The following is a 20801-nucleotide window of genomic DNA, read 5'->3' as shown; positions in this document are numbered from 1 at the left end:
TGGGCCTGGGGCGCCGATCGTGTCATCGCGCCTTGCGCCGAGCCTTGACGCGCCCGCGGCGGGGTTGGTGCCGCGCGCGCAACGCAGTGCCTGTTACGGACGGGAACCCTGGTGATGCCGGGACGATGTGCAACCGACGCGATGCAACCGCTGTTGAGGCACCCGTTCGTAACAGGCCGCGGCTGTCTTACCCGAAAGAGTAGGGTAGGGACGAAGTCATTACTGACCTGTCCCCCCCTAGGAACCGTACGTGCGAGTTTCCCCGCATACGGCTCGGGCCTCAACTAAATGTCCATTCGGACACCGGTTTCACAACAGTTCTGCCATGGTGGTGCACTTGCATGTGACAGTTCGGATGCAGCAGCACGCGATTCCCTAGAGCATCGGAGCCCCCGCGTATGCGCGGTTCGATGTGATGATCTTCCCATCCAGTTTCCTTGGTTATCTTGCACTGACACACCGCGCACAAGCCTTGCTGGGATAGATACAGTTTGATCCACTGCTTACGGTGCGCCATGTTTTCCAACATTCGCTCCTGTCGCAGCTTTTCGCCGTACCGTTCCTGCGTAGGATCGAAAGGATTGTAGTCCCCCCGAATCTTCTTGTGCCGCCGGATAGTCGTACCCGCAAGCGAGTACAGTTCTGTCCAGCCTACACTGCCGTTGCCGCTCACGAACTTGGTTCCGAACACCCAGTTTCGTTCCCCGACGGTTGCGAAATACTTCCTCCGCACCCATTCGGTCGACTTATGTGGATGTCGCCGCTTTGCCCACCGCCGTAAAGCAATAAATACTTCATGCTCCATGCGGGCGAACGCCGATTTAGCAACCACGGGACTGTGATACTGTGCCCAGCCCCGCAGCATCGGGTTTAACAGTCGAATTAGAACCGACTGCTCCACCGTCTTGTTGGTGCTGATGACCGCCTTCACCTTGCGATAGAACGCTTGCGCGTTTTTCCTGCTTGGCTTGATGAGCAGTGTTCCCGAGTACTTACGGAAATTCCACCCTAGGAAGTCAAAGCCGTCGGCGATGCTGACGATCCGCGTTTTCTCCGTCGATAGCGATAGCCCCCGTACTGCGAGGAACTGTTCTACCCACGGCTTCACTTCGCTTTCTAGGACCTCCGGCGTATCACCGGTGATCACGAAGTCGTCCGCGTAACGCACAACATTCACTTTGAGCCTTTTTGCCTTGGTCACTCCCAACTTCGTTCCGAGGAACTGGGTCAGTTGCGTTTCCAAGCCGTTCAGCGCCACATTTGCCAGAGTCGGGGAAATGATGCCTCCCTGCGGCGTTCCGGCTTCGGTTGCCTGAAACTGGCCTTGAAATACCACGCCAGCCTTCAACCACTTCCGAAGGATTGCTTTGTCCATTGGGACATTGCGCTCCAGCCAGTCGTGACTGATATGGTCGAAGCATCCTTTGATGTCTGCTTCCAGCACCCATTGAGCCGAGGCCTTCTGAGATAAGGAAACAAACAGCTGGGACATGGCATCCGCCGTGGATCGGTTGGTCCTGAACCCATAAGAGTTCGGATCGCTCGTTCCTTCGGACACCGGTTCCAGCGCCAGCAGGTACAACGCTTGCATGGCTCGGTCCAACATGGTTGGAATGCCCAGTGGGCGCTCCTTCCCATTGGCCTTGGGGATGAAGACCCTCCGTAATGGCAGAGGTCTGTACCCCCGGCGCTTCAACCGCCCAATGGCTTCCCACCGGACTTCAGGCGTTTTCCACTTTTCGCGATCGACGCCTGCCGTTCGCTCACCTTGGTTCATCGTCACTCGTCGTACCGCCAGTGCTTTGGCGGAGAACGAGCGGGTCAGAGACCGTTGCAGGGCTTTCACCCTACGCCAGTCCCCTTCCTGTGTCGCCTTCGCAATTCGAATCTGCATATCTCGAACGTTCCGCTCCACGCGGCGCCAATTAATGGCGCCCCAGGTTTGCGGCACGCCGGAGAGCGCAGATTCATCCTTGCGGATCAATGCTTCCATGCTGCTCTCCTATCTTGAGGATCTTCCCCAACATCAAGAGACAGCACGCCCCTTGAGGGACGTGTTGCCCCTCAAGGGAAGAAAATTTAAACAAGCGAGATCAATCAGCCGTCCTGCGACGATTGACCAGTTGGAAGTCTGCCCGCTTTCGCGTGGGATGATGTCTCAATCCCTATCCGGACCATTACAGCCCGGCGTTCGCTTTTTCCAACATCCCATACCCGCACAGCCAACAGCGTTCCTTGCGGTTCGCCTGCCTGAGCCAATCTGCGCTCCGGCAACCATACGGGCTTACCACGTTCCCTGCACATTACACGACTGGGTTAGGGTCTGCCTTTCCGCCGGTGGTCATCGTGGCGACGTGTCCCAAGGCTTGAGTGGGACAACCGACCACACACCGTTTGGTTAATGCCTAACAGCAGCTTTGGCATCTCAATCGTTACGACGTTTATCAGCAGTTCACTTACGTTACCCATACCAGTCAGCCTAGCGCCTCGACCCCGTTGCTGCTCGGAGCCTCCACCATCCTGTCTCACGACCTGATGGCACCCTTTCGGGGGCCGCATTGTCAGGAGAGCTTCACACCCCACCGTTACCAGTGACGCATGTCCCCCTAGGCTACTGCTAGTCGCATAGCAGGTTCTCTATCGTCACGCCCTTTCGGACATTTCCGACCGAACCATAATGCACAGAGCTACCGCTCCGGGACCTCACCTACTTACTGTCGTGCTCCCTTACCAGCGAGCGCTTGACGGCATCGAACGCTCTTACGAGCCTCGATGTCGTCCCAAAGAACGTAGCGCCGTTCTATCCAGAACGGTTTGAATGCTATGTTGCGGCGATACAACGGAGATTCCGCTGTCCAACCGCATGCACCCTCCGAGGAGGATGTCTACAGAGAACTCGCCCAAAGGCGAGCGTCCCCGCCCTTGGGCAATGGCTGGAAATCCATCCAGCAAAAGCAAGCTGTGAGGCGCCGATGCTCTGGCTTCCTCACAACACATCGGACTCTCCCTGGCTGTTCGGCCGGGTTTGTCTAAGCAAGTAATAGGTCGAGATTGGACGGTTCAGGCCGAGGCCCTCCCCTTGTCTCGACAAAGGTCGATGCTCCTTACGTTGGAGCTACCCGGACACGAGAATGCGTGTCGCACCAAGCCCACCGATTATAGCGGTGCCTTTTTCTGCACGGAGCCCTGCAGAAGTCCGGGTTTTCGCTAGTTCTTTCCCGCGATTTCACCGTGATGTCGCATGCGGCTGCTCATGTGGCGGACATTGGGTTTTCGTATTGTGAGAAGGCACACGTAGTGATGGATTTTGTAACCCGTCTTGCAGTCAAATCGTGCGGCTGTTAAAAAAAGACCCCCTACCGGCGGTCTGGCCGCCTGGTCGTTCGTTGCATGCTGTCCCGATTCCCTGTTGCCTCCTGTCGTTGCTTTCCCCGCCGCCGCCTGAGTGCCGCCGTTTTGGCCGCCTGGGGGATGGTGGCTTGCGCGCAGACGCAGCAGGGTACCCAGTCCCTCGCACCGCCTCGCATACAGGATGCGCGTCCCGCGCCTGTGGCACTGGCTATGGCGACGCCCCAGGACGATCCGCTCGGCGCCCTGATCGCCGGTGAGACGCCTCCTGCGGCCGCGGCACCGAGCACGGCGGCAGCACCGGCACCCGCCGAGGCATCGGCCAACGCGCAGGTGGCCCAAGCCGCCGCGCCGGTCGACGACACGTTCGTCGGCCCGCCCGATTCCGCGGCCCCGCCTCCTCCGCCTGCCCCGCCTCTGGTGCTGTTCCCGTCGCGGCTCGGGCATTTCGTGGCTGAACCGCCGGCCGAACCGATTGCCGATGCGGGCAGCGCCGAAGAGACGCCATCGGACGCGCCGCCGGTGTTGCGCTCGCAGTTGCCGGCCGACGATGCCGCGGTGGACTCGGTCTGGCGACTCAGCTACAGCGGCCGTGCCGCCGCCGAGGACCGTGACGCCACCATGCGCGCATGCGCCGGCGGCGCGCTTTCCACCGGCATTGGCCACGGGCTGGCTTGCCGCAGTTCGGGCGAGGTCAAGATCCGGGAGTCGGTGCTCAATCTCGATGGCGGGGCGCAGGTCATGCTGATCGCCCAGGCCCGCGGCACCGATGCGACCTCGGTCAACGGCCGCCCTGCCGCGGTCGATCCCTACGCACTGGTGCCGCAGTTCTATACGGCGGTGAGCGGCCTGTCAGTGCTCGACGGCGCCACGATGTGGGCCGGCCGCCGCGACAGCAGCCCGTTCCTGATGTCTTCCGGCCTGCTGCCGCCGAATTCACAGGCCATGCGCTTCGGTGTGGACAATGCACGCGTGATTGGCGATGTCGGCCTGAGCTATCAGTACACGGCCCGCAACGACCAGAACGGGCAGAACCAGCCGAGCTACCACTCGGTGCGCACGGCGCCGATCACGACCAACGCGCAGGGCTCGGTGCAGCTTGGTTTTACGCGGGTCGAGGCCCAGTCGCTGGTCGCCGATTCAGGCAGCGCGTGGTGGGCGTCGGCGCTGCATGAACAGAAAGGCGTGCTTGCGGGCACCAACCGCGTCGGCCTGCAGTTCGGCTCCGGCGCGCGCAGCGCCATGGCGGGCTACACGGGCATGGGCCCGTCGCTGTCGCGCGTGCGCGTTGCGGAATCGCTGGAATGGAAGGGCCGGTCCGGCCTGGGCGGCTCGGTCGAGTCGAGCATGCAGTTCGATCGTTCGCCGATTGGCACGCTGCAATGGGCCGCCACGCGGATCCGCCCGGCCTATGTGGCGAGCGACCAGTTCAAGATGGTGTTCGAAGTCGCGCGCGACCAGATCTCGTCGGGCTTCGGCGCCAGCGGCCAGCGCACTGCGCTGACGATTGCGCCGACGCTGACGCTGGGCAAGTCGGCGGGCAATGCGAACCTGCGTGCGTTCTACACCTACAGCCGTGCCAACGACGTGGAAGGCATGGCGTTCACGGCGCCGGCCGAGGCCTGGGCCACGCAGAACAGCGGCTCGATCTTCGGCGTCCAGCTTAATCGGCGCTGGTAGCGGCCGGTTTGCCCGTGCGCCAGCGCGGAGCGGTTGTGCGCCCTTCCCCGCGCTCCGCACTTTCGGTGATCTCTGCCGGCTTGCGGCACAGCCAATGGAACAGCAGCGTGGCACTGAGCCCGCCCGCAATCTGCGCGAGCACGAAGCCCGGTACATCAACCGGACGAATGCCCGTAAACGTGTCGGTCAGCGCGCACGCAATCGTCAGCGCCGGGTTGGCGAACGAGGTCGATGACGTGAACCAGTAGCCGGCGGTGATATAGCCTGCCACCACGAACGGCACCAGGCCCGGCCGGCTGCGCAGCGTGCCGATGCCGACCCCGACCAGCCCGAACGTCGCCACGAACTCGCTCCACCACATCGGCAGGCCGGTGCGGCTGTGCGCGGACCACGCCAGAACCGGTTCGCCGAACATCGCATGCGCGGCCAGCACGCCGGCAATGCCGCCACCGATCTGCACGGCCGCATAGCCGAGCGCGACGCGCGGCGAGAGCGCGCCCTGCACCAGCGCCGACAAGCTCACCACCGGATTGAAGTGTCCGCCCGACACCGGACCCAGCGCTACCAGCAGCGCCACCAGCCCGGCGCCGGTGGCCAGCGCATTGCACAGCAAGGCGAGCCCGACATTGCCATCGGCCAGCCGCTCGGCGCGGATGCCCGACCCCACCACCACGGCGACCAGCAATGCGGTACCCAGTCCCTCGGCCACCAGCCGGCGCGAAAGCGTACTCACTGCTGCGCTCCGGTGGTGCGGATGGTCATGGATCGGGTCACGCGGGACGGTCGCGTCGCGCGGCACAAGGTCATCAGGGGCATGTCGGGCCAGGGTGCGGGCATGTCCTGACGGGGCAGGACGACAGGCCGAAAGAGAGGACGACAGTGGCGTGGCAGCGGGATGCGCAACGTCGCCTGAGACGACGCCTCGATCGGGGGCAAACCGGTGCGCAGGCATGGCACACCGGAACGCGAAGTGTTCCGCCGCGGGCGACAGGCGTCAATGCGCCCGCGCGATGTTATGAACAGACGGCAGGTATCGAATCAGGCGCAGGCAGGCACGACAGCGCGCGAAGGCGCCCTGCTTCAGCGGTTGCTGGCGGCGAGCTTCAGCCCGAAGCCAACCAGCGCGATGCCAGCCAGGCGCGTGGCTACCTTGCGCGCGAACGGCAGCGCCTTGAGCTTGCCGGCGATGGCGTTGCCGACGAGAACCAGCCCTGCCTGATACAGCAGGCTGATCAGCGTGACGTGGGCCATCATCGCGGCCAGCGTCAGCGGGGGCGAATCGGGCCGCAGGAACAGCGGGAAGAACGCGACGAAGAACAGGATCACCTTGGGATTGGTCAGGCTGACGGCGAATCCCTGGCGCAAGTACACCTTTGCGGTCTTGCGCGGTTCCGGGGCGGCGGGTGCATTGTTGATGCGCGCGCGCAGCAGTTGCACGCCCATCCAGCACAGGTAGGCCGCGCCGAACCACTGGAGCCCTTGGAACAGCAGCGGGTTTGCCTTCATCACCGCCGCCAGCCCCGCCACGGCGGCGACCATGAACGTCAGGTCGCCCAGCAAGGTGCCCAGCACCGCACCCATGCCGGCGGCGACGCCGTTGCGCGCGGTGGCGTTGAGGATCGCGATCGTACCCGGACCGGGAATGAGCTGGAACACCAGGATTGCAAGCAGGAAGCTGTAATAGTTCTGGATGTCGAACATGAAAGTTTCCGGTGGATATTGCCGCGCAGGGGGCCGATCAGGCATGGTACTGCACACCGGCGTCGGTGTGCGCCGCGCCGTCCTGCTGTCCTACACTAAGCTGTCGGCCACGTCGTCCCACTGACCCGCCGGGCAAGCCCCGCCATCAGACAGGAGACCGCCCCCATGTGGCGTCGTTCGCTGCCGCAGCCGCGCTGGCTGCCCCGTCTTGCGGTCATGCGCCCCCATCGTGTGGTGGTCGGCTGCTTTGCCGTGGTCTTGCTGCTTGCGCTGGTGGTCGGATTGCGCGACGTGTCCTTGGTGCGCGAGCGCGACCTGCGGGCTCGCCAGCACAATCTCGAACTGCGCGCCCTCGGCGTCGAAGCGGTGCTGGAAGGCGAACGGCGACGGCTCCAGTACCTGAGCACCTATGCGGAGCGCCTGTTCGAGATCCAGGCGAGCGCGGATGCAGTGCCGCCCGATGCTGCGATACGCCAGGCCTACGCGCAGCGCAATGCGCCGGTCTGGCAGATGAAGCTGCCACTGGATGGCCCGGCCCTGATCGGCGTCGGGCCGGCGGGACTGACAGGCCTGCGCAGCTTCGATCGCCGCGACCCGGACCTCATGGTCGATCTGTACGTGGGGAGGATGATCAGCGAACTGCTGGGCCTCAGCATCCGCGCGGACCATGTTCAGGGCAACGCGATATTCATCTCGAGCAACGGCTTCTTCGTGGCCTACCCGGGGATCGACCCGGCCATGGCCGTAAGCATGATGCAACGCTTCGACAGCATGCCGTACTACCGTGGCCAGACGCCCGAGGTGAACCCTGGCCGCGAGCTCTACTGGGTACCGATGTACGACGATTTCCAGAGCAAGCGGCGCATGACCACGCTCAGTGTGCCGATCTATGCCGGCCAGCAGTTCCGCGGGGTGGTGGCGATCGACGTCGAACAGAAGCGTCTGGACGAGCTGCTGCGTGCTGCCAGCGATCCCGGCACGGTCCAGTACATGATGAACGCCCATGGCGATGTGCTGGCGATCAGCGATGACCCGGTCCGGAAGGTGCAGAAATGGCCCGACGCCGTACCCGGAAACTGGAAGGATTTCGCGCCTGCGGACTTGTTCGCGCGCGGGAGCGGCATGGTGAAGCACGACGGCGACTATCTGCTGTTCCATCGCGCGCCGCAGAGTCCCTGGCTGCTGATGGACGTGGTGCCGGCGCGCGAACTGTACGCAAGCATGTTCGCGAGCATGAGCCGGCCGCTGCTGATGATCTGGGTGCTGCTGCCCTTGCTGCTGTGGATCACGCTCAAGGTCGTGACGCAGCTATTCGACCATTACATCGCGCTCGGTGAAAAACTGCAGGAAATCGCGCGGCAGGACCCGCTTACGGGGCTGTCCAACCGGCGCCGCATGCGCGAGCTGGCGCAGTATGAGTTCGAGCGCCAGAAGCGCGACGGCCAGCCGCTGGCACTGGTCATGATCGATATCGACTTCTTCAAGAAGGTGAATGACCACTGGGGCCATGCGAGCGGCGACAAGGTACTCGTTGAACTCGCCCGCACGATGCGTGCAAATCTGCGCAACGTCGATCAGCCCGCGCGTCTTGGCGGCGAGGAGTTTGCTGTGCTGATGCCCAATACGAGCCTCGCCGAGGCCGCGCAGAGCGCGGAGCGCCTGCGACGCGCCATCGCGGCATGCGTGGTCGAAGCCGATCCCGAGGCTCGTGTCGAACCGGCCGACCGCATCATCCGCTTCACCATTTCCGTGGGTGTCGCCGAAGCGCCGGCCGAGGTTGCCGATGGCGTGCCGATGACGCTCGATGGCCTGGCCGCCATCGCCGACCGGCGTCTCTACGACGCCAAGACGCAAGGCCGCAACCGCGTGGTCAGCGACGACAGCGCGCACGCCGCAACGGTGCCGCAGGTGCAGGCGTAAGCGGGCGCAGGCGGGCCAGGCGCCGCTGCGCTCAGCGCAACAGGAACGCGATATCGTCGACGCCGATCCGCGCGACCGGAATGCCGCGGCGCCGCTGGAACAAGATGTGCTGCTGCACGCGGCTGCGTTGCTCGGCAAATTTGGTGGGATCGATCGGCGTGCCGATGCGCATGTAATGCTGCACCAGCAGCTTGTATGCGCGGTGGCGGATCTGCAGCGTCTCGGCTTCCGCACGCAGGCGCTTCATCTCGGCCGGGCTGCGGTCCACGGCCTGGTGCAGCTCGTCGACGGTGCGCTGATGCAGTTCGCGGTAGACATCGCGTTCGGCTTCGGCGTGGTGCAGTTCATCGCGCAGGGCGCGGATCTTCTGCTGCAGCTTCAAGGTCTGCGCCATCGCCTGTTGCACATTCCTTGCCGCACCCAGCGCCTGGCTGGCTGCAGCCATCGTGCTCTTCCAGATGCCGCGCTCGGCGGTGTCCGATTCCTGCGGCCAGCCGATTCCTGCTTCGGACAGCGTATCCATAGTGACCCCCAGTAGAAACAGCCTGACCCGGCCGCGCATTCTATGTACGCGATACCGATACCCGTCGTGTGTCAGGCAATCGTAGAGATATGTCTATCGACCGCCAAGTCAAAAGTTTTTAGATCTGGTTTGTGCCGGGCGAACGGATGGCCGCTTGCTGAACCTAGGGGAGGACGCAAAAACAAAAAGCCCGACTCGAAGAGTCGGGCTTTTGATGTTCTGGTGGCCTGGGACGGAATCGAACCGCCGACACAAGGATTTTCAATCCTCTGCTCTACCGACTGAGCTACCGGGCCAAAGAAGCGAAACTATAGCAACGGATTCAGCGCCCGTCAAGCGTTCGTTGCATCACTGCTCGGCAGGTTCCTGCTTGTTGCGGCCCAGCTCCACGCCAAGCTGCTTGAGCTTACGGTAGAGGTGCGTGCGTTCCAGTCCGGTCTTCTCGGCCACGCGCGTCATGCTGCCGTGTTCGCGCACCAGGTGGTACTCGAAGTAGGCGCGCTCGAACAGGTCGCGCGCCTCGCGCAGCGGCATGTCGAACGAGAAGTGCATTTCGGCTTCGGGCGGGCGCGCGGCATTGCTGCCGTTGGCCGCGGCGTCGAGGCTGGCCTCTGCAGAGGCTGGTGCCAGTGCGGCTTCGATAGCCGGCGCCGCCGGTGCGGGCACTGCCGCCGGCGCTGCGCGCGGGCGCTCGATACCACGGGCCAGGCCCTGCTCCACCGCCGACAGCAGTTTCTGCAGCGCGATCGGCTTTTCCAGGAAATTCAGTGCGCCGATCTTGGTGGCCTCGACCGCGGTGTCGATGGTGGCATGGCCAGACATCATGATCACCGGCATTGTCAGCTGACCTTGCGCGGACCACTCCTTGAGCAATGTCACGCCGTCGGTGTCGGGCATCCAGATATCGAGCAGTACGAGATCAGGGGTCGTGCCCGCACGGTATTCGCGTGCCTGCTGCGCGTTCTCGGCGACTTCGACCACATGGCCTTCGTCGCTCAGGATTTCCGAGAGCAGTTCCCGGATTCCCATTTCGTCATCGACTACGAGGATCGTTGCCATACTTCCCCTCTTAACCCCACCAAAGCGTTCCGTGACGGACCGCCAAGTTGACTATGCCAGTTTAACGAACAGGATCGAGATCTGTGCACCGACGATCTCGGCACCTTCCATTCGATTGCGCAGTTCTATGCGCGCGCCGTGTTCGTCAATGATCTTCTTTACCATCGCCAGCCCGAGCCCCGTACCCTTGGCCTTGGTGGTCACATAAGGCTCGAACGCACGGCTCAGGATGCGAGGTGCAAAGCCCGGACCATTGTCCGCAATGGTTAGCTTGACTGCCTGGCGGTTTTCGCCGGCAGAATCTTTATATTCTACCGTCTCGGTGTGTAGAGCGATATGGGGCGCCGCCCTACCCGCCGCGACGTTCTCGGTCGCGGCATCCTGCGAGTTCTGCAACAGGTTGTGGATCACCTGGCGCAGCTGGGTCGGGTCTCCCTTGATCTCGGGGAGGTCCGTGTTCAGCGTCGCATGGATCACCGGATGTTCATGCACCGCCGGGTCATCGATGCCATACAGGTGCAGCACTTCAGTCACCAGCGCATTGATCTGCAGCGACTGCAGCACCGCGGGCGGCGTGCGCGCATAGTCACGGAAATCGTCCACCATGCGTTTCATCGCCGCCACCTGGTTAACGATCGTGGCCGCGCCGCGCTTGAGCACTTCGGCGTCTTTATCTTCGAGTTTCGGCGAAAGCTTCATCTGCAGGCGCTCGGCCGAGAGCTGGATCGGCGTGAGCGGGTTCTTGATCTCGTGCGCGAGGCGCCGCGCGACTTCGCCCCACGCCACGGAGCGCTGCGCCGAAATCACGTCGGAGATGTCGTCGAACACGACCACGTAGCCGGGCTCGTCGCGCTCGCCGCCGGGCAGGTGCGCGCCGCGCACGAGCAGCGTCAGCGGCTGCTCTTCATGGCCCTGCGGCAGCTCGATCTGCTTCTGCCAGTGCTCGGCGCCGCCCAGCACTTCGCGCGTGCTCTGATCGGAAAACGCCTGGCGCACGATCTCGCCGAACGGCCCCATGCCTGGAATCTGCTCGACCGGCAGTCCCAGCACGGCCACGAACGGCTGGCGGAAGATGCGTTCGGCGCCGGGGTTGGCGGTAATGAGTACAAAGCGCCGGTCGAACACCAGCACGCCTGCAGTCAGGTTCTGCAGCACGCTTTCCAGATACGCCTTGGATTGCTCCAGCGCCACGCGGTTTTCTTCAACGGCCAGGCGCGCCTCCGCAAGCTGGCGCGTCATCTGGTTGAACTGCTGCGTGAGCATGCCGAGTTCGTCGCGGCTCTTCAGCTCGCGCTTGGGCGAGAGGTCGCCCTCGGCCACTTCCTTGGTTCCCTGCAGCAGCATCAGCAGCGGGCGCGCAAGCTGGCCGCCGAGCAGCAACGCGAGCATCACTGCGATGAATACGGCGAGGAACAACGTGAGCGTCAGCGTGCCGATATACATCTTGCGCAGGCCAGTGCGGCCCAGCGCTTTTTCCTGGTATTCCTGGTAGGCACGCTGCACTTCGTCCGCATTGCGCGCGAGAACGGCCGGCACGGGATGCACCACCTGCAGGTAGCGTTCCTCGCGCACGGTGTCGCCCACCAGGCCGAAGCCGCTCGATGGCGAGTCTTCGGGCCGGCGTTCCACCGACAGGCCGGAACCCGCCCAGCGCGCCTTTGGCGCGGCGGCGACACGTGGGGCGCTGGCCTCGGCTGCGGCTGCGGTGGTGTCGCCCGCTGGCGCTGCGCCGAGCGGAATGATGACGCGCAGGCGGTACAGGTGGCTGCTGTCGGCGCGCGGATCGGGATGGTTGCCGTCCACGGATGGATCCGTACCGCCTTCCACTGCAGCGTAACCGCCGGCCAGCCGCGCCTGCTCGGCAAGCACGCCGGAAGGCAGGTCCGGCACCAGCGTGGCATAGTTGCTCGACGCCGTGGCCAGCACGCGTCCGCTGCCCGTGAAGATCGCCGCTTCCTGCACGCCGTATTGTTCGCGAAGGCGGTTCAGTTGCAGCGAGGTGGCCATGCCCGACGGGCCGCTCAATTGCTCCGCCATCAGGCGAGCCTTGCCCTGCAGGTCGGCCAGCGCGCTGTCGATCGTGGAGCGGCCCAGGTTCAGCCCTGCTTCGAGCGCGGTTTCCACGCGCACGTCGAACCACGATTCGATGCTGCGTGAAACGAATTGCAGCGACACCAGGTAGATCAGCACACCGGGCAGCACGCCGACCACGCCGAAGAACACGGCGAGCTTGGTCATCAGGCGCGTGCCGAACTTGCCCCGGCGATAGCGCAGCCATAGCGTGACCGCGAGCGCACCGACAGTGATCACCAGCAGTGCGCCGATCACCAGGTTGACCTTGAACAGCAGCGTGAAGTAGCGATCGAAGAATTCCGTGTTGGCCGATGCGCCGGCCAGCAGGCCGACCAGCACAAGAGCAAGGAAAACAATGATCCCGGCTACCACCCGGTAGAGCACGCGGCGGAACCGGCTGTCCCAGAGACTGCTGGTGTTCATGGCTGGCCCGGCACCGACTGCACGAGCGTGGCAGGCGACAGCGCCGTCGACACCGTCTGGACGAAGGGGCCGATGCGCGGATCGGCCGATGCGGACGGCGCCGAAGCGGGCATCGGTGGCGATGCCGGCATGGCCGGCGAAGCTGGCAGCGCGGGCGCCGTCACAGGTGGTGACGGCGGCGGAGGTGGCGGCGCGTTCAGATCGGTCGGCACGGTATAGATGAAGCGGCGCCAGTCCGACGCGAGGTTCCATTCACGCGTATTGACCGCATTGATCTGGAACGGTTTGGGCAATTGGGACAGGTCGAGCTTCATGCGCACTTCCGCATGGTAGGACTCGCCGGGTTTGACCGCGTTGCGGTCGAATACGCGCCAGCCATGCACGCGCTGGATAAACTGCAGCGCGCTCTTCAGGCGCGGGAACGGAAGCTGCAGGCCGCCGGTGGAAACGCGGTACTGGCGCGTCAGCGGCTGGTATGACAGTCGAATGGTACGGCTGGTATTGACGGGCTTTTCGTCGAACCAGTACCAGCGCGGACGGCTCAACTGGAACTCGACCGTGAAATACAGCGAGATGCCCTTGTTCAGCGCGTCTTCCAGTGGCGGGGGCAAGTCGAAGTCAAAGCTTGCCGTCAGTTCGAAGCCGTTGTCCTGGTATTCGATGCGCGCCTCGGTGGCCTCGATGACTTGCGCGCCGACGGCGCCGGGCCACAGCACCAGGCAGGCCAGCACCAGCATCAGGCCCGCGCACGCGCGCCGCAACAGGCTGGCAGTATCACTGCACCACGCCCCGGCAACCGTGTGCGCTTGGTCGGCAGGGGCGCGGAAGGCTGACAGGCGCAGCGTGCTCACCATCGGATCGGATCAGGCGCGTAATCAGGCGCGTTTCTGGAAGCGGGCGTAGAAGAAGCCATCATGATCAGATGGCAGGCTGACCTGGCCAGCATGGTTGTCGCCGGCAGGCTGTGTTGCATGCGTGCCGGGCAGCAGCTGCCCCGGCGCCTGCAATCGTATCGCATCTGCCAACTGTGCACCAAACCAGCGCGCCTGCTCCTCCCCTTCCGTTGGGAAAATAGAACAGGTGACATAGACCAGAATGCCGCCAGGCTTGAGCAGCGGCCAGAGTTGCGAAACGATGCGCCGCTGTTCATTGACAAGCCGGGCAATATCGGCTTCACGGCGCAGCCAGCGAATATCGGGGTGGCGCCGCACGATGCCCGATGCGGAGCACGGCACGTCGGCCAGGATGCGGTCGAACTGCTGGCCGTCCCACCAGTCGCCGGGGCGGCTTGCGTCGCCCACGACGATGCTCGCGCGCTTGCCGAGGCGCGACAGGTTCTCGTCGATGCGCGATGCACGTTGCGCGTCGCTCTCCACGGCAGTCACGTCGATATCGGCCAACTCCAGCAGATGCCCCGTCTTGCCGCCGGGCGCGGCGCACGCGTCGAGCACGCGCATGCCGTCGGCAACCTCGAGCAGCGGCGCGGCGAGCTGCGCGCCGGCATCCTGCACCGAGACATCGCCGCGCTCAAATCCCGGGACTTGCGAGACGGGTACGGCGCGAACCAGTCGCACGGCCTGCGTACCGATGGCCTGCCCGGCCAGTCCGGCATTGGCGAGATCCGTCAGGTATTGCTGCAACGGGATGCGTGCCGTGTTGACGCGCAGTGTCATCGGCGGACGCACGTTCGCGCTTTCGGCGAGCGCTGTCCACTGGTCGGGATAGGCTTCGCGCAGCATGCGCAACCACCATTCGGGCAGGTTCCAGCGCGCCTGGTCGTCGCGGCTGACTTCGGCGAGCAGCGCCTTGCGTTCACGCAGGAAACGCCGCAGCACGGCGTTCACGAGGCCGCGCGCATGCGCAGTCTTGGGTTCGGATGCCGCGGCGCTGACGGCCTGGTCCACCACCGTAAATGCGTTGTAACCGCCGCGGCCGGCCTTGGCCGCATCGCCCTCCTCGCCTTCGAGCAGCAGCGACAACGCTACGGCGAGCAGCGAATCGACCTGGGAGCCGGGCGGACGTGTGACCAGTTGCGTGACCAGCGCGCGCGCGGTGCCGAACTGGCGCATGGTGCGGTAGGCCAGGTCCTGCACGGCGCCGCGCGTGGCGGCATCGCGCACGCGATCCAGGCGCAGGTGCGCGGCGGTATCTTCAATGGCCTGCGGCAGGGCGGTACCTTCATTGACGGCACGCACGGCCATGGCGGCACCGAGCATCTGGAAGGCAAGCGATTCGTGGGGCAGGCGCATATCGGTAAGGCTTCAGACTTCAGACAATAGAACAAAGCAGGCGCGGCAACGGCCGCCTGGCCATGCAGGCGCAGGCGGCGCCACGCAGGCAAGAAAAAGCCCGCTGGCTTGACGGGCAAGACAGCGGGCAGTTTACCTTGTGTGCGGATCGGCCCCGGATTTGCATCCCGGCGTGCCGGGATTTTGCGGCCTTCAGGCCGGATAAGTACCGGTCTGCGCCATCTGCATCAGCCGGGCGATGCGCTCCTCGGTCGCCGGGTGGGTCGAGAACAGATTCGCGATGCCGCCGCCCGACAGCGGGTTCATGATCATCATCTGCGCCGTGGCCGGGTGCTCTTCCGCGGCCTGGAACGGGATGCCCTGCGCATAGCGGTGGATCTTGTCGAGCGCGCTGGCCAGTGCCTGCGGATCGCCGCTGATCTCCGCGCCGCCCCGGTCGGCTTCGAACTCGCGCGCACGCGAAATCGCCATCTGGATCAGCGAAGCGGCCAGCGGCGCGAGGATGGCTACGGCAATGCTGGCAATCGGATTGGTGCGGTTGCCGTTTTCGTCGCGTCCGCCAAAGAACATCGCCATGTTCGCGAGCGCCGAGATCGCACCGGCCATGGTCGCGGCGATGGTCGAGGTCAGGATGTCACGGTGGCGCACGTGCGCGAGTTCATGCGCCATCACGCCGCGCAGTTCGCGCTCCGACAGCACGCGCAGGATGCCTGTCGTCGCGGCCACGGCAGCGTGTTCGGGATTGCGGCCCGTGGCGAACGCGTTCGGCGCGTCCTCGTTGATCAGGTACACGCGCGGCATTGGCAGGCCTGCGCGCTGCGCCAGTTCCTGCACCATGCCGTAAAACTGCGGCGCGCTGCCTGCGTCGACTTCCTGCGCGTTGTACATGCGCAAGACCATCTTGTCCGAGAACCAGTAGGAGAAGAAGTTCATGCCCAGCGCCATCAGCAGCGCGAACATCATGCCGTTGCGTCCGCCGATCATGCCGCCGATGACGATGAACAGCGCCGTGATGGCGGCCATCAACATGAAGGTCTTGACCCAGTTGAACATTGACGTGATCTCCGAGTAGTCGTATACCGCGCCACCGTCGCAGCGAGGCGCGCTGAGCATTAGATAGGGGCGAAACGCTGAAAATTCAACGGATCCGCACGACTCGGCCAACTGGGCGCTGCGTCGGGGCTAGCGCGAAGTGCTCGATTGTGCCCACCGTGGTGTCTTATGCGGGCACGACAAAGCGTGTTCCCGGCGGTAGCGGCGTGCCTTGCAGGAACTGTTGTGCCGGCTGGCGGCGGCCGCCGGGTTTCTGCAGTTCGGTGACCTGCAGCGCACTGCCATTGCCGCAGGCGATGATCACGCCGCTGGCGTCCGAGGCCAGCACCGTGCCCGCCGGGTGCGGCAGGCTGGTGCCGGCGGACAGCGGCACGGCTTGCCAGCATTTGATCACCGTGTTGTCGAGCTGCAGCGTGGCGCCCGGGAACGGGTTGAACGCGCGGACCTGGCTGGCAAGTTCAGCGGCCGGGCGGCGCAGATCCAGTGGCGCTTCGTCCTTGCCGATCTTTTCGGCGTAGGTGATGCCGGCTTCGGGCTGCGGCGTGGCCGGCAGCGTTTCGCCGGCAGCGAGCTTGCGCAGCGCCTCGACGATCATGCGCCCGCCGAGCGCTGCAAGCGTGTCGTGCAGCGATCCGGTGCTGTCATCCGCTGTAATGGGTACGGCTTCGCGCGACAGCATCGCACCGGTATCGAGGCCTTCGTCCATCTGCATCAGCGTGATGCCGGTCTCGGCGTCGCCGGCCTCGATCGCGCGGTGGATGGGGGCAGCGCCGCGCCAGCGTGGCAGCAGCGAAGCATGGATGTTCAGGCAACCCAGCCGCGGCAGCGTCAGGACTTCAGTCGGCAGGATCAGGCCGTAGGCGGCCACGACCATCACGTCGGGCGCGGTCTGCGCAAGCGCGTCGATGGCCGTGGCGGCATCCTCGGGATACTTACCCGCTCGTCGCAGCGAACGCGGCTGCAGCACCGGCTCCAGGCTATTGGCAACCGCATACAGCTTGACGGGGCTCGCCTGCAGTTGCATACCGCGGCCGGCCGGGCGGTCCGGCTGGCTGAGCACCGCGACAACCGGGAAACCGGCGGCATGGATGGCTTCAAGCGCGACACGCGCGAATTCGGGCGTGCCGGCAAAGGCGACACGCAGGGACTGGGCTTCGGACATGGCGGGCTCCCTGAATGCAGGACCAAGAATGCAGGGCCAAAAGCAGAACCGGCCGCATAGCGGCCGGTACGTTTTTGACTTTGGAAGCCGTAACGATAGCAGACACGGCGCGGCTGTCCAGCCGCGCAGGCGCTTGTTACATGCGCGCGCGTTCGCGCTTGTGCAGCTTGGACTTGATGCGGGTCTGCTTGAGCGGCGACAGATACTCGACAAACACCTTGCCGAGCAGGTGGTCCATCTCGTGCTGGATGCAGACGGCCAGGAGGTCGTCGGCGTCGAGCTCGAAGGTCTCGCCCTTTTCGTTGAGCGCGCGCACGCGCACGCGATCCGGGCGTTCGACGCGGTCATAGACCTCAGGCACCGACAGGCAGCCCTCTTCCCAGACCTTGCGGTTGTCGCTGGCCCAGACGATCTCCGGGTTGATAAAGACCTGGAGCGCGTCGCGCGTTTCGGACACGTCGATTACCACCACCTGCTCATGCACGTTGACCTGCGTCGCGGCCAGGCCGATGCCGGGCGCTTCGTACATGGTTTCGGCCATGTCCTTCACCAGCTGGCGGATGCGGTCGTCCACTTCTTTGACGGGCTTCGCCACGGTGTGCAGACGGGGATCGGGGTAGGTCAGGATGTCGAGTTTTGCCATGATGCTCGGGCGCAACGCCGGCTGCTCTGGGCTATCCGGCCGCGTTGCGGCGGCGGGGGTTTACATGCAGAATCGGGGCGCTAGTACAAAAATTCAAGGCGCGCCGCAGCAGGCACGCTCTCCAGGGTCAATCCGGTTGTTCTACCAGCCGGTTCACGAAAATGCGCGATCTTACCAAAGAACAGGCGGCGTCGGGCCGCAGGCTGTACGCGTTCACCCATGCCATGTTGTGTGCTGTAGGCGTCACTGCCACAGCCAGTGTTCCGGCCCTGGCGGCTGACCTCACGGTCACGCCCGCGCAGCACGCCGAGGCGCAGCGCGTGGCGCAGCAAGGGATTCCCACTTCCGCTCTGGCACCCAATGCGCCATCGCAGTATACGGTGCGCAAGGGCGATACGCTGTGGGGCATCTCCGGCCAATACCTGCGCCAGCCGTGGCGCTGGCCCGAGTTGTGGGGCATGAACCGGCAACAGATCCGCAATCCGCATCTTATCTATCCGGGTCAGGTCCTGTACCTGATCCAGCGTGACGGCCGCGCCTGGCTGTCGACCACGCCGGGCGCCAATGACACCGTCAAGCTCACGCCGCACGTGCGCGGCGACGCCGAAAATGCCGCCATCCTCAGCATTCCGGCCAAGGATATCGAGCCGTTCCTGATCCGCCCGCTGGTGGTGGACGAGGGCACGCTGGCCACGTCGGCGCGAATCGTCGCCGTGCCCGAATCGCATGTCTACCTCGGTCGCGACGATACCGCCTATGCGCGGGGAATCGCGCCCGATGCAGCTGCGGTCGGCGGCGACTGGCAGGCGTTCCGGCCGGTCACGCCTGTGTACGATCCGGTCACCGGCAAGGTCCTTGGCTATGAGGCCGAGTACGAAGGCAATGTACGCCTGACCCGTGGCCCCGAAGGTCCGAGCGGGGTTTCCACGCTGCGCGTGACGCAGGCCCAGCAGGAAATGGGGGTAGGCACGCTGCTGCTGCCCCAGCCGATGCGCGAGTCCGTGCGCTACATGCCGCGCGCGCCGGAGACGCAGGTCGACGGCCGTATCGCCAAGGTCTACGGCGGCGTGCAGTACGGTGGCGCCAAGCAGGTAGTGGTGCTCAATGTCGGTTCCAATGCCGGGCTGGAGCCGGGACACGTGCTTGCCCTGTCGCGTACCGGCGAAGTGGTGCATGACCGGACCGACCGCAACCGCAATATTGTGCTGCCTGACGAGCGCTACGGGCTGGCATTCGTGTTCCGCGTATTCGCGGGCGTGTCCTACGCGCTTGTCACCGATGCCTCGAACGTGATCGAGGTCGGCGATCGCGTCATTTCCCCGCGTTGACCGCCAGCCAGGCGCCGGCCGCCGAATGGCCGGACGTGGCGCGGAACCCGGATGACACGCTGGCGTGGTTGCGCCTGGTGGCAGCGCCGGGTATCGGCCCGGTAACGGTGCGACTGCTGCTGGCGGCGTTTGGCCTGCCGCAGCAGGTGTTCGCGCAAAGCATGGAGGCGCTGACGTCGGTCGTGCCGCGCAAGCTCGCCAGCGCGGTGCTGGCCGCGCCCGGCGCCACCATGAGCCACGCGCTGGCAAAAACCATGGCGTGGCTCGAACAGCCCGGCAATTATCTGCTGACGCTGGTCGATCCGCGCTATCCGGTTCGCCTGCTCGATCTGACGGATCCGCCGCCGCTGCTATATATCAAGGGCGACCCTGCTGCACTGTCGCGGCCGGCGCTCGCCATTGTCGGCGCGCGCGAAGCCACGGTACAGGGCAAGGTCGATGCGGAAGCGTTCGGGAGGTCGTTCTCGGAGGCGGGCCAGACAGTGGTGTCAGGGCTGGCGCTTGGCGTCGATGCCGCGGCCCACGAAGGCGGACTGGCGGGCGCCGGTGGCACGGTCGCAGTGATCGGCACCGGCATCGACCGTGTCTATCCGGCCAGCAACCTTGAACTGGCGCGGCGTATCGCCGAGCAAGGCGCGATCATCAGCGAATTCCCGCTGGGCATGCGCGGGTTCAAGGAAAACTTCCCCAGGCGCAACCGGCTGATCGCGGCGCTGGCGCGCGGCGTGCTCGTGGTGGAGGCTGCTGCCAGGTCGGGGTCGCTGATTACGGCCCGACTTGCTGCGGAACTTGGCCGGGAAGTGTTTGCCATCCCGGGTTCCATTCACGCACCGCTCTCGCGCGGTTGCCATGTGCTGATCCGTCAGGGCGCCAAGCTGGTCGAAACACCGGAAGACGTCATGGAGGAGTTCGGTCTGTCATGCCAGCCGGGAAAGGTGGCGGATGCAGTGCAGCCAGCACATAGCGCCCCGGACGATCCGCTCCTCGCCGTCCTGACGCACGATCCGGTCACCCTCGACACGCTGTGCGAGCGTAGCGGCCTGGCACCCGAGACGCTGGCCACCCGGCTGCTCGAACTGGAACTGGAGGGCCGCGCGGAGCGTCTACCGGGGAACCTCTTCCGCAGTCTGTCCTAGACTTCGCCAGTGGCCTCAGGCCCATTGCCGATACAATCGGCGGTCCCTGGTGCCCGAAGAGGCTCATGTTTGAACCGCCATGACCGTTTACTTTCCCGAACGTGACGTTGCCGCCATCAGCGCAGCGCTGTCCGCCCGCCCGCAGGGCCGGCTGGTGGCCTGCCTGTGCGCGCAGTGGTGCGGGACATGCCAGGATTACCTGAAGGCATTCTCCGCCCTCGCCGTGCGCCATCCGGAGGACTGCTATGTGTGGATCGACATCGAGACGCACGCGGACCGGCTGGGCGACATCGATATCGAGAATTTCCCCACGCTGCTGGTCCAGCCCGTAGCAGGGGGGCCGGTGCAGTTCTACGGGACACTGCTGCCGCACATCGAGGTGCTCGAGCGGATGCTCGCGCGTGGCGCTGCCATGCCTGGTGCGCAGGAGGATGTCCCGGAAGTGCTGGAGTGGTTGCTTTCCGAGGGGAGGCGCGCGGCATAGCGGCGGATTCGCCGCATTC

The 20801-nt window shown here is 64.8% G+C and carries 16 protein-coding genes and 1 tRNA gene; 5 read left to right on the top strand and 12 right to left on the bottom strand.

Annotation, left to right across the window (positions count from 1 at the left end; translation table 11 throughout):
* Window positions 1-280: 280 nt before the first annotated feature.
* The gene (gene ltrA / locus KHO41_RS07745) at window positions 281-1993 is read right to left on the bottom strand and encodes a group II intron reverse transcriptase/maturase (protein ID WP_211952701.1); all 1713 of its coding nucleotides are present in this window, start codon (window positions 1991-1993) and stop codon (window positions 281-283) included.
* A 1397-nt stretch (window positions 1994-3390) separates the two neighbouring features.
* Between ltrA and KHO41_RS07740 the strand changes: the two genes are divergently transcribed.
* Window positions 3391-5028 carry a carbohydrate porin gene (locus tag KHO41_RS07740; protein ID WP_211952700.1) on the top strand — a complete coding sequence of 546 codons (1638 nt, stop codon included), beginning with the start codon at window positions 3391-3393 and terminating at the stop codon, window positions 5026-5028.
* Here the strand turns inward: KHO41_RS07740 and KHO41_RS07735 are convergent.
* Both KHO41_RS07735 and KHO41_RS07730 read right to left on the bottom strand, forming a co-directional pair.
* Window positions 5012-5761 carry an aquaporin gene (locus KHO41_RS07735; RefSeq protein WP_211952699.1) on the bottom strand — a complete coding sequence of 250 codons (750 nt, stop codon included), beginning with the start codon at window positions 5759-5761 and terminating at the stop codon, window positions 5012-5014. The genes KHO41_RS07740 and KHO41_RS07735 overlap by 17 nt on opposite strands.
* 347 nt (window positions 5762-6108) lie before the next feature.
* Window positions 6109-6729: a LysE family translocator gene (locus tag KHO41_RS07730; RefSeq protein WP_211952698.1), complete on the bottom strand. Its 621-nt coding sequence runs from the start codon at window positions 6727-6729 to the stop codon at window positions 6109-6111.
* Window positions 6730-6894: 165 nt separating this feature from the next.
* Between KHO41_RS07730 and KHO41_RS07725 the strand changes: the two genes are divergently transcribed.
* Window positions 6895-8649 (top strand): cellulose biosynthesis regulator YedQ, encoded by a 1755-nt coding sequence (locus KHO41_RS07725; RefSeq protein WP_211952697.1) that lies wholly within the window; start codon window positions 6895-6897, stop codon window positions 8647-8649.
* A 31-nt stretch (window positions 8650-8680) separates the two neighbouring features.
* On the opposite strand, the gene KHO41_RS07720 is transcribed toward KHO41_RS07725, so the two are convergent.
* From KHO41_RS07720 to def, 9 genes are all read right to left on the bottom strand, one after another.
* The gene (locus KHO41_RS07720; protein WP_211952696.1) at window positions 8681-9172 is read right to left on the bottom strand and encodes a hypothetical protein; all 492 of its coding nucleotides are present in this window, start codon (window positions 9170-9172) and stop codon (window positions 8681-8683) included.
* A gap of 220 nt (window positions 9173-9392) precedes the next feature.
* Window positions 9393-9468, bottom strand: a tRNA-Phe gene (locus KHO41_RS07715).
* Window positions 9469-9520: 52 nt separating this feature from the next.
* Window positions 9521-10231 carry a response regulator gene (locus tag KHO41_RS07710; RefSeq protein WP_211952695.1) on the bottom strand — a complete coding sequence of 237 codons (711 nt, stop codon included), beginning with the start codon at window positions 10229-10231 and terminating at the stop codon, window positions 9521-9523.
* 51 nt (window positions 10232-10282) lie between these two features.
* On the bottom strand, window positions 10283-12727 hold the full coding sequence (locus KHO41_RS07705) for a sensor histidine kinase (protein WP_211952694.1): 2445 nt from the start codon (window positions 12725-12727) through the stop codon (window positions 10283-10285).
* The gene (locus tag KHO41_RS07700) at window positions 12724-13581 is read right to left on the bottom strand and encodes a DUF4390 domain-containing protein (RefSeq protein WP_211952693.1); all 858 of its coding nucleotides are present in this window, start codon (window positions 13579-13581) and stop codon (window positions 12724-12726) included. The genes KHO41_RS07705 and KHO41_RS07700 overlap by 4 nt, the downstream gene beginning before the upstream one ends.
* Before the next feature lie 21 nt (window positions 13582-13602).
* Window positions 13603-14976 carry a 16S rRNA (cytosine(967)-C(5))-methyltransferase RsmB gene (rsmB, locus tag KHO41_RS07695; RefSeq protein ID WP_211952692.1) on the bottom strand — a complete coding sequence of 458 codons (1374 nt, stop codon included), beginning with the start codon at window positions 14974-14976 and terminating at the stop codon, window positions 13603-13605.
* Window positions 14977-15168: 192 nt separating this feature from the next.
* Window positions 15169-16029: a zinc metalloprotease HtpX gene (gene htpX / locus KHO41_RS07690; RefSeq protein ID WP_041680095.1), complete on the bottom strand. Its 861-nt coding sequence runs from the start codon at window positions 16027-16029 to the stop codon at window positions 15169-15171.
* Between the two features lie 166 nt (window positions 16030-16195).
* Window positions 16196-17191 (bottom strand): methionyl-tRNA formyltransferase, encoded by a 996-nt coding sequence (gene fmt, locus KHO41_RS07685; protein ID WP_211952691.1) that lies wholly within the window; start codon window positions 17189-17191, stop codon window positions 16196-16198.
* 136 nt (window positions 17192-17327) lie between these two features.
* Window positions 17328-17834, bottom strand: a complete 507-nt coding sequence (gene def / locus KHO41_RS07680) for a peptide deformylase (RefSeq protein ID WP_211952690.1) — start codon at window positions 17832-17834, stop codon at window positions 17328-17330.
* A gap of 161 nt (window positions 17835-17995) precedes the next feature.
* Between def and KHO41_RS07675 the strand changes: the two genes are divergently transcribed.
* The 3 genes from KHO41_RS07675 (at window position 17996) to KHO41_RS07665 (ending at window position 20782) form a co-directional block, all read left to right on the top strand.
* A complete protein-coding gene (locus tag KHO41_RS07675) occupies window positions 17996-19162 on the top strand; it encodes a LysM peptidoglycan-binding domain-containing protein (protein ID WP_211952689.1) in 1167 nt (388 codons plus the stop codon).
* Window positions 19159-20298, top strand: coding sequence for a DNA-processing protein DprA (gene dprA / locus KHO41_RS07670; protein WP_211952688.1), 1140 nt, complete (start codon window positions 19159-19161; stop codon window positions 20296-20298). The genes KHO41_RS07675 and dprA overlap by 4 nt, the downstream gene beginning before the upstream one ends.
* Window positions 20299-20377: 79 nt before the next feature.
* Window positions 20378-20782 (top strand): thioredoxin domain-containing protein, encoded by a 405-nt coding sequence (locus tag KHO41_RS07665; protein WP_211952687.1) that lies wholly within the window; start codon window positions 20378-20380, stop codon window positions 20780-20782.
* Window positions 20783-20801 lie beyond the last annotated feature (19 nt).

This window comes from Cupriavidus numazuensis (assembly GCF_905397435.1).
Lineage (GTDB): Bacteria > Pseudomonadota > Gammaproteobacteria > Burkholderiales > Burkholderiaceae > Cupriavidus > Cupriavidus numazuensis.
This window is presented reverse-complemented; position numbering and strand designations above follow the sequence as displayed.